Genomic DNA, 8,641 nt, shown 5'->3' with positions numbered 1-8,641 from the left:
CTTGGGTGTGCAACTGTTCGATCAGGACTTTGCCGATGGCTTTGCCTTTGACGTGCTGGACCCGACCAAGCTGATCCCGGAAGAGGACTGCCCGGTGCATATCATCGGCACGATGAAACTGGACCGGGCGGTTGAGAATTTCTTTGCCGAAACCGAACAAGTGGCGTTCTGCACGGCCAACGTGATCCCCGGCATCGACTTTACCGATGACCCGCTTCTGCAGGGTCGCAACTTTTCCTATCTGGATACGCAGGTGAAACGGCTTGGTGGGCCGAACTTCACCAAGATCCCGGTGAACGCGCCCAAGGGCTGTCCGGTCAGCAATTACCAGCAAGACGGCCATATGCAGACGGCGCACCGCAAGGGCCGGGTGAATTATGAACCCAACGGCTGGGGAGAGGGTCCGCGCGCGCATCCGCTGGAGGGGTATGTCAGCTACAAGGCCCCGGTATCCGGTGACAAGGCGCGGCTGCGGCCCGAAAGTTTTGCCGACCATTACAGCCAGGCGCGACAGTTCTACATCAGCCAGACCGTCAGCGAGCAGGGCCACATCGCGGCCGCGCTGGTGTTCGAGTTGTCGAAATGCGCCGAACCCGGCATTCGCGCGCGGATCGTGTCGCATCTGCGCAATATCGACGAAGACATGGCCGCGCTTGTCGCCGACAGGCTGGGGCTGGCCAATATGCCTGCCGCCGCTCCTGCCGCACGCCCGACCCGAACCGATCTGAAACCTTCACCCGCGCTGAGCATCCAGTCCAACCCGCCAGACAGCTTCAAGGGCCGGGTGATGGCTGTGATGCTGAGCGATGGCTTTGACGGATCGCTGTTGGCGGCACTGGAGACATCCGTAGCCAAAGCGGGCGGTCTGATCGCGATCATCGCCCCCCGGATCGGTGGCGTTCTATGCAGCAAGAACAACCTGCACGAGGTGCATGAAAAGATCGGCAGCGCGCCATCCGTGCTATTTGATGCGGTGGCGATCCTGCCGGGCAAGGACAGCCTTGCCACCACACCGGCGGCGCCGGCGTTCCTGACCGAGGCTTATCAGCACTGCAAATACATCGGCTGGTCCGAGGGTGCGAGCGCCCTTGTTGCGGTTTGTGCTCTGGCTGGTGCTGCGGATGACGCATTCTGCGCGTTGACCGACACGGCATCCATTCAGTCTTTCGTCAAAGGCTGCAAGGCCTTGCGCCACTGGCCCCGCGAGGCGCTGTTTCAGATCTGACTCCATCAAAGTGGCCCCAGTCATAAATCCGAAGCGACTCCTGCTCGCGGTCGTTCTTGCAGGCCTGGCAACATTTGTGGCCAGTCAATGGCCGTTGTGGCAAACCGGACGTGTGCCACAGACGCCACTCGCGCTGATCGCTGGCGGGCCGCAGATAACCCGGTCAGACCGAATCTGGATTGACTCCGACGCGGCCTGCGGTGCGACGGCTCGCACCGATCCGGATGATTGTCTGGCCATTTTGTGGCTTGCCGCGCGCGGGGTCAACATTGTGGGAATATCCTCCAGTTTCGGAAACGCTTCGGGCGCAGTTGTGGCAGAACGGATGGCTGCCCTTGCGTCTAAAATGGCGCAGGATGATCTGCCGGTTCCAGCCATCTTCCCGGGCCACGCCGAACCTGCCGAACCCAAACATATGATTCCGCCCGGAGTGGTCGCCTTGCAATCAGCCCTCGACGCAGGGCCGCTGACAATCTTGGCCCTTGGCCCGCTGACCAATCTTGCCGCTGCCTTGAAGGACCGGCCCGACTTGCGCGGCAACGTCACGCGGATTGTGGCGGTAATGGGCCACCAACCCGGACAGCTGTTCCACCCGACCGAGGGTCATGGAACAGGTGCGGCTTTCGGCCATGGTCCGATCTTCCGCGATCTGAACGTATCTGTTGATCCCGACGCGGTTCGCTCTGTTCTGGCCATGAACCTGCCGATGACACTGATCGCCTATGATGCGGCTTTGGGAACGCTTGTCACAGGCGCTGACCTTGATCTGCTGGCACGTCGCGGTCGCTCGTTTGCCTGGGCAGCGGGGACCGCTCGGGACTGGCTTGCGTTCTGGAAATCCGATGTGGGCCTGCCCGGGTTTGCCCCCTTCGACTGGATGGCTGCTGCATATCTTGAACGCCCGCAGTTGTTCGATTGCGCCGCAGTCAATGCCAGTATGACGCGCGAATGGGCATTCTGGCTTTTGCCACGACCAAGCCTTGTAGTTCAACTGCCACCGTTGGCAGAGGGCACGGCAGCCTCGCGCGTTCTGTATTGCCCGAAGGCGTCTCCCGCTGTGCACGATCTACTTATCTCGCACTGACATGGGATGTTGGTTAGACCTATGCCAATGGTTTCGCGGAAACGTTTTGATCTTCCAGACAGTCAGACCTCGGGGGCCGAAGGATCGGGGATCACGCCTCCAACCCGGTCAACCTTGTTTGCATCCCAGTTCGGATCCTGCCGTTTAATGCGGCGTGAAATTGCATAACTTGCAGGCCAGGTCAGCGCCACGCCAAGAGCCGCAGCGCCGCCGATCGCTGGCCAGGAATACCAGCCAAGCGAAAGAACAACGGCGACAAGCCCTCCCGTGACCATGGCGCCAACGATAAGGGTCAGAAAGATACTCAAACGGTCCATCGGTTTTTCCCTTCTTGGGATATGATTAGGGGGCCGAGGCTGAAAAGAGCATCCAGCCCCAGCCCGGCCCAAGTCAGGACAAGGAAACCTTGGCCACGTTATCCTTGGCATCTGCTTGCGGATCGGCGCCAAGAAGCAGTTTGAGACCGCTGAGCAGACTGGATCCATCGCGCCAGATCTCGGCACTTGCGGGATCGAAGCGCAGCAGGGCCAGCTTGGGGTCGTCCTTGCCGCCTTCGTACCAGGCTGCGACCCAAGTGTTCCACAGCCGGTCGATGGTCGCGCGGTCGGTCGTCCGCGTCATATGGCCATGCACCGTCGCAAAGACATCATAGCCTTTGGACACGAAGGTAAAGATCGCCAGATCCTGTGAGTTCAACCCTTGAACGATGGCAGAGTCGGTCGAGGTGAAGAACCAGATCGGCCCCTGATCCGCCTCGCCGTCCAGTTTTGCCGTCATCGGTCGCAAGGTTGTGGGCGCACTGGCTTCAAGCCCCAGCATCACCGTGCGGTCCGACCGCAGATGCTTCCAGAAAGCGGCGGTGATCTCTGCATCGGGTGTCATGTCGGCATTCCTTTGATAGGGGATAAGATTGGTCGCGTTGACACTGTCGAATGGTACTGCGCCGCGGGACGCGCAACGGCAGTCGGGTCAAATGCTGCCATCCGTGTCAGACGAGGGCCTGCCCTTCGCCTTCGGTGGGCAGTCGGCCATTTGGGGTGAGACGGTTTACCACATCCGGCAGCGCGACATTCAGACGAAGAAGAATCTCGGTCTGGGACAGACCGGTTTTCTGGGCAAGCTCCGCGAGGGTTTCCTGGCCAACGGCGGCCTCAAGCGCATCAACGCCAAGCGGCATGTTTGACTTGTCAGACACCCAACTGTCGGCCGCGTCGCCTTGACCGGCCGCCTTGAAGCGGTCAACCAGATCGCCCAAAGCGGTGGAGACAGAGCGACCTTGAAAGAACTGGCCAATCTCGGCAATGAAGCCGCCGCCCGCTGGTGCCAGAGGCGTTCCGGACGCAGTGGATTTTTGGCGTGCGTCAGAGAGCATTCCGCTGATCCGGTCCCGGTTTTGGTAGCCTGCGACGGCAACCAGTCCAAGCAGGGCAAGCAACGATGGCGTGGATTTTGACATGGTGTTTCTCCAAATAAGTGGGGGCGAAGGTCAGGCGCGCCGACGCACCATTCCCCAGACCAGAAGAACGATGATGGCACCGACAGCGGCCCCGATCAGTCCGGCACCCTCGCCCGGATCATACCAGCCCAGACCTTGACCAAGGTAGGACGCAACGAAGGCGCCCACGATGCCCAGAATGGTGGTCAGGACGAAGCCGGATGGCTCATTGTCGCCTGGCATGACGAATTTGGCGATCACACCTGCCACAAATCCGATGATGATGGTCCAGATGATACCCATGATGGCCTCTTGTTGGTGCACGCTCAGGGATCAACGCGCCAATCGGCGAATTGTTCCCTGAAGGCCTGCAATCAGAGGCCTTGCTCCGCGAGGTCTCAGAACATGCGCCGATGGGAGCGCCGACTATGATTTCGTGTTCTGCAGGAAGAACCGCACCATCTGGCGTGAAGCATCGGGGCCCAGGGGGTCGGTATAGCTGCCAGCGGAATGGCCCCCGGCCCAGGCATGGCCCGCGCCCTCAATCTGCCAGTGTTCCGCAAGGCTGCGGCCATCGGGATGATGGTGCGCCGTGGTGCGATAGCGGTGCCCGCCTTCCGCGACGCCCCGCCGCGTCGTTGCGCGCAGGCCGGGCATCGCATGCAGCGCCTGTGACAGGACGGCCTGCCCGTTATCGGGGTGCACGGTGCTGTCGGCCAGACCATGGAAGACGATCGTTGGCACGATGGTCCGGTGTGGTCGGCCTTTCGAACCACTGCGCATGGCGGCAAAGGCGGACGGAATGTCTTGCGCGCTGCCCGCAGGCAGGCCGGAATGAACGCCGACGGCGCTGAAGATATCGGGATAGGCAGCCGCCATCACAGCGGCTGCGGCCCCACCCGCCGACAGTCCGGCAATATAGGTGCTCGCCCGATCGGCGTTGTGGTTGCGCCAGATTGCGCGGGTCAGGCCCGCGATCAGGGCAGGTTCGCCCCGGTCACGGGCCTGATCTTCGGGGCGGTACCAGTTCCAGCATTTCTGGGCATTGGCCCCCGAAGGCTGCGCCGGATAGGCGATCATGCAGCCGAATTCCTCTGCCAGCGCATTCATCCCTGTGCCTGCGGCGAAATCCTCCGGCGTCTGGGTACAGCCGTGCAGCATCACGATCAGCGGCATTTTGGCAGCCCGCCGATTGGCCGGAATGTACAGCCGATAACTGCGGCTGCCTAGGGCCGCGCTGTGGGTCAGCGACAGGAACTGCGCCCCTTCCGGCACTGGATCGGCTTGGCCAGACTGAAGGCCACGGACCGGCATGCCACCGGCTGCGATCTTGCGCAGCGTCTCGACCAGCGGGGTGGTCGAAGCCCTCGGTTTCTGCCGTTCGGGCTTTGCTTTTGACGTCACAGCCCTTGGTGGGGTGTTTTCCGGTTCCAATCTGGTGAAGTCGCCGTCGATCACAGCACCCGCAAAGCCAAGCTCTGTTGCAGGCAAGTTTGAAGCCGGCACAGAGCTTTGCAGCAACGACTGGATCATCGCCGTCGCCTCCTGCAGCTTGCCAGAACGGGTCAGTTCGGCGGCTTTGGTCATTCCGCGCCTGAAAGAGTGGGTCATTTGGTGCTTTCTTGTGTGATTGGATCAGGTGAACCGGTCAGCCAGCGCGGTCTTGACCGCATCACTGGCGTGCAGCGCGCCCAGGACATGCAGCGCGGCGATGGTGCTACCGGCCAGTTCGGCCGAGACATCCGGCGATATGACGGCAAGTCCCAGAACCCGGATATCCAGCATTTGACCGGCCGCCTGTGCCGCGATCAGGTCCGCCGACGTGATATGGCGCACGCCGAGGTCCACACTTTTGCGGATGACGACCTGACGCACGGTATCGGCGTGCCGCTCGATCTGGTTGCGGATCGCGGTCCGGATGAAGTCGCTGCGGTTGGAATAAAACCCTTCCTGAACCAAAAGCTCGATCTGGCCCAGATCGACGAAGCCCAGATTGATGGTCAGCTTTTCAGAGTCAGGGGGCTTGGCCGGTGATACAAGCGTTGGTTTCGGCATATTCCCTCCATTAACCATCTGCATGGATGGTAGATGGAGTATTTATCGCCTATTACAAGGGCTTTCGAGATGTCACGGGGCTAAGTCGCTCGATATTGCAGCGAGGACCAAGGGTTTTCGCAGCACGGGCGTCAATGCCGGGTGTTGCCAGGCCGGTCGAGGACACGGTGACTACGGTATCCACCTCGTTACTCGACAGACCCGCAGCCGCCAGCGCCTTCTCGGCGGAAGCAACGAACAGTGCGCAGGCCCATCCAGGGGGGCCGTGTTGCGCTCGGACCAGCCAAGCGGCTGCAGGTACCAATCCTGTGGCTTTACCAGACAGCGCCGCAAGATTCCGGACCTTTCAAAAACCTGCACCAAGCAGTCGAAATCGTCAAACCGCGCCGAAAGAGCGTCATGCGCCACCTTCGCGACGTCTTTCTGGTTGATCATGTTGGGAGGGACCGCCGAACTGATTGAAAGCAATTTGACCAGTTGCGACACAGATTTTCCTATTCCGCCGAGACTATCGCGTTTTCAACCCGCCGTGGAACGGGCTGCGCTTTGTTGAACGCAGGGAAGAGTCATAGTTTTCCGTCCCGTGTTCCAAACCCAGCCCGCTGGCCCGGCGGGCATTGCCAGAAACTGGTCAATTTATTGAAAATAGCTGCAATAAAGACGCTTTGGACCTTTGCGCGACAAGATCACTGATCGCGTCCCACCGCCAGTTATACCATGCCGTGGGACGCGATCATCGTAACGCTGGTTGGGGGGTATCGGGACACTCTTTTCGTGCAGCCTCAAGAATGATCGGGATTCCGGTCGGAACAGCCAAAAGCCGCCTCAGCCGTTCGCGGGCGCAGTTGACCGAATTACTGGGTTCGAATGCGCGGCCCGGTCCGCATCGTGATTGCGCCACCTTGTCCGCCAACCGGAAAGCACCGCAGAATGGCAAATGGCCTTTCCACTGATGGAATTGCCGGCATCGATCCATTTAGAACAAGTCTTCTTATGCAAAAAACGCTCTCAACGGCCTGCAACGCCTGTGAAGCAGACGACAGACAGACGGGATAAAGGCTCGACTACCGTTGCGTTGGTCAGGGCGGGAAATCAGAAAAACTACCCTGTTCCTTGTGCCGTCAGGTCTGATTGACAGGCCTGTCATCTGCTCCACCTATCGAACGCACATGGCAGGGGAAGGTTCCATCTGCATCGGTCGACAAGCACAGACCAAGTGGCCAGCGCGCGCCACGAGACCGGCGGCGCGTGCTGGATAGCTGATCTCTACTTCATCACAACAAGCTGACCACGAATTTCGCCGTCGGGAAACTTCTCGGTGTGGATGTTGAAGTAATACATCCCTGCCAACAATTCGGCGGCCTGCGCATCTGTGATCGGGGCAGAGCCCGCCATGGTTTCCGTCATCGTATCGACAACCGGGCCTGCGGCCTCGGTCGCGGTGGCCGGGCCATGGATGTGGGCCGCCGTCATGTCTCCACTCAGGCCATCGTGGGTATAGGTCCAAGTGACCGTTTTCGATTCGGTATCCAGCGTCACTTCGGCGGTTCCCGTTGCAGCACTGTCGGTCGGTGGGACTTCTGCAGCCCCGGTCAATGCCGTGGTGAACTTGATCATCTCCGCTTGGGCAGTGGCGGCCGTGAACATCATGCCGGTGGCCAAAGCGGCAACAAGACCTGCGTTTTGGATTCGGATCATGGTATGCGTTTCCTCTGAGATCTGGGGCAACATTGCCCGTTTGCCAACGTTTCGATGATCATATGGTTCCAGCGGCCCTTTGCCGTCACTCGGCACCGTACTCGCGCGGCGGTGCAGCTTTCCCGAACCGGCCGTTCATGCCGGCCGCAGCATACTTGGCAGTGCAGTGTCTGCCAACCGGGACGGAGCGGACTTCTTGGGAGACCCCGCAAATTCCCGCTCATGACCCATAGTGGAACTGGTCCGGCGATGACCCTCTTTTCCCGCAGAATCTCGGCCATGTTGCATCTCATGAGCACCCGACGAGAACGTGGCTCGGTCTATTGGTCACTCATTCAGGCGACGATAGCCTGAAGCGGAACGGCAACGAATTCGCCAACTGCAGCCCTGGGCGTTGGTTGATATGGATCAAAGCCACGCAAACGCGTTTGTGGCAGTCTTTCCGAAGAAAACAATGTCAACGCAGATGTCCCGCTTTGGCGCGTTGCCGACGTCGGATCATGCAGAGGGAGAATCATCATGAATTGGGATCAAGTCGAAGGAAAATGGAAAGAATTTCAAGGCAGAGCGCAAACCCAGTGGGGTAAGCTGACCAATGATGATCTTGACGTGATCAAGGGTCGCCGGACGGAGCTCGAGGGCTTGCTGCAAAAGCGGTATGGCTACGCCAAGGAGAAAATCAAGACCGACGTGGATTCTTGGCTCAGCAGACTTGAGTAGAAACACAACGCCGCGCACCAGCAAAGCCATCATCGCTGACTGGTTGCTTCGCGCTTGAAGCCGGTATTGCGAAGCGTTGAGATTAATACTGGCTTTCAATTCAGCTGGCACTCACCCCAACTGCATTATGTTCCTCGCAAGGGAGCAATCAGGATATCGCTCGGAACCATTCTCATTATCATTCTTGTCATTTACCTGCTTGGCGGCTTCAGTGGCGGATTTGGCGGGTATGGATACGGTCTTGGTCATGCCGGAATTGGTATCGGCGGCGTCCTCCTGATCATTGTTGTTGCATTGCTGCTCACTGGCCGCATTTGATCTGAGACACGAGGTGCAGCCGTAGGTCACGGGCAGCGTCTGGCTCGCACTTCAGCCCTCTAGGAAGTGACGCAAGGCCCGAGGGGGCGTACTCTGTGTTAAGCGA

Annotated in this window: 11 protein-coding genes; 4 read left to right on the top strand and 7 right to left on the bottom strand. The window is 59.8% G+C overall.

Annotation, left to right across the window (positions count from 1 at the left end):
- Window positions 1-1,225 (top strand): catalase (locus RMO18_RS15480; protein WP_309667101.1); only part of this gene is annotated, 1,225 nt, incomplete at its 5' end.
- 112 nt (window positions 1,226-1,337) lie between these two features.
- Complete coding sequence (locus RMO18_RS15475; protein WP_309667100.1) at window positions 1,338-2,309, top strand: nucleoside hydrolase; 972 nt, start codon at window positions 1,338-1,340, stop codon at window positions 2,307-2,309.
- Window positions 2,310-2,371: 62 nt separating this feature from the next.
- On the opposite strand, the gene RMO18_RS15470 is transcribed toward RMO18_RS15475, so the two are convergent.
- From RMO18_RS15470 to RMO18_RS15440, 7 genes are all read right to left on the bottom strand, one after another.
- Window positions 2,372-2,626, bottom strand: coding sequence for a hypothetical protein (locus RMO18_RS15470; RefSeq protein ID WP_309667098.1), 255 nt, complete (start codon window positions 2,624-2,626; stop codon window positions 2,372-2,374).
- Window positions 2,627-2,699: 73 nt separating this feature from the next.
- The gene (locus tag RMO18_RS15465) at window positions 2,700-3,191 is read right to left on the bottom strand and encodes a pyridoxamine 5'-phosphate oxidase family protein (RefSeq protein WP_309667096.1); all 492 of its coding nucleotides are present in this window, start codon (window positions 3,189-3,191) and stop codon (window positions 2,700-2,702) included.
- Between the two features lie 106 nt (window positions 3,192-3,297).
- Window positions 3,298-3,765: a YidB family protein gene (locus tag RMO18_RS15460; RefSeq protein WP_309667094.1), complete on the bottom strand. Its 468-nt coding sequence runs from the start codon at window positions 3,763-3,765 to the stop codon at window positions 3,298-3,300.
- Between the two features lie 30 nt (window positions 3,766-3,795).
- Window positions 3,796-4,047 carry a GlsB/YeaQ/YmgE family stress response membrane protein gene (locus RMO18_RS15455; protein WP_309667092.1) on the bottom strand — a complete coding sequence of 84 codons (252 nt, stop codon included), beginning with the start codon at window positions 4,045-4,047 and terminating at the stop codon, window positions 3,796-3,798.
- Between the two features lie 123 nt (window positions 4,048-4,170).
- Window positions 4,171-5,331, bottom strand: a complete 1,161-nt coding sequence (locus RMO18_RS15450) for a PHB depolymerase family esterase (RefSeq protein ID WP_309667090.1) — start codon at window positions 5,329-5,331, stop codon at window positions 4,171-4,173.
- Between the two features lie 48 nt (window positions 5,332-5,379).
- The gene (locus tag RMO18_RS15445) at window positions 5,380-5,799 is read right to left on the bottom strand and encodes a CopG family transcriptional regulator (protein ID WP_309667089.1); all 420 of its coding nucleotides are present in this window, start codon (window positions 5,797-5,799) and stop codon (window positions 5,380-5,382) included.
- 1,266 nt (window positions 5,800-7,065) lie between these two features.
- On the bottom strand, window positions 7,066-7,497 hold the full coding sequence (locus tag RMO18_RS15440; RefSeq protein ID WP_309667087.1) for a CHRD domain-containing protein: 432 nt from the start codon (window positions 7,495-7,497) through the stop codon (window positions 7,066-7,068).
- Between the two features lie 519 nt (window positions 7,498-8,016).
- Between RMO18_RS15440 and RMO18_RS15435 the strand changes: the two genes are divergently transcribed.
- Both RMO18_RS15435 and RMO18_RS15430 read left to right on the top strand, forming a co-directional pair.
- Window positions 8,017-8,217: a CsbD family protein gene (locus RMO18_RS15435; RefSeq protein ID WP_309667085.1), complete on the top strand. Its 201-nt coding sequence runs from the start codon at window positions 8,017-8,019 to the stop codon at window positions 8,215-8,217.
- A 54-nt stretch (window positions 8,218-8,271) separates the two neighbouring features.
- Window positions 8,272-8,535 (top strand): DUF3309 family protein, encoded by a 264-nt coding sequence (locus tag RMO18_RS15430; protein WP_309667083.1) that lies wholly within the window; start codon window positions 8,272-8,274, stop codon window positions 8,533-8,535.
- Window positions 8,536-8,641: the final 106 nt, after the last annotated feature.

It is taken from the genome of Tabrizicola sp. (assembly GCF_031377265.1).
Classification (GTDB): Bacteria; Pseudomonadota; Alphaproteobacteria; order Rhodobacterales; family Rhodobacteraceae; genus JAUYQR01.
The sequence above is the reverse complement of the archived record's forward strand: the minus strand, read 5'-3'. Positions and strand labels throughout refer to the sequence as shown.

Bases quoted from the DNA above. Each gene is read 5' to 3' on its own strand.
- RMO18_RS15470 (WP_309667098.1), bottom strand. From the start codon at position 2,626: ATGGACCGTTTGAGTATCTTTCTGACCCTTATCGTTGGCGCCATGGTC.
- RMO18_RS15465 (WP_309667096.1), bottom strand. From the start codon at position 3,191: ATGACACCCGATGCAGAGATCACCGCCGCTTTCTGGAAGCATCTGCGG.
- RMO18_RS15460 (WP_309667094.1), bottom strand. From the start codon at position 3,765: ATGTCAAAATCCACGCCATCGTTGCTTGCCCTGCTTGGACTGGTTGCC.
- RMO18_RS15455 (WP_309667092.1), bottom strand. From the start codon at position 4,047: ATGGGTATCATCTGGACCATCATCATCGGATTTGTGGCAGGTGTGATC.
- RMO18_RS15450 (WP_309667090.1), bottom strand. From the start codon at position 5,331: ATGACCAAAGCCGCCGAACTGACCCGTTCTGGCAAGCTGCAGGAGGCG.
- RMO18_RS15445 (WP_309667089.1), bottom strand. From the start codon at position 5,799: ATGCCGAAACCAACGCTTGTATCACCGGCCAAGCCCCCTGACTCTGAA.
- RMO18_RS15440 (WP_309667087.1), bottom strand. From the start codon at position 7,497: ATGATCCGAATCCAAAACGCAGGTCTTGTTGCCGCTTTGGCCACCGGC.
- RMO18_RS15435 (WP_309667085.1), top strand. From the start codon at position 8,017: ATGAATTGGGATCAAGTCGAAGGAAAATGGAAAGAATTTCAAGGCAGA.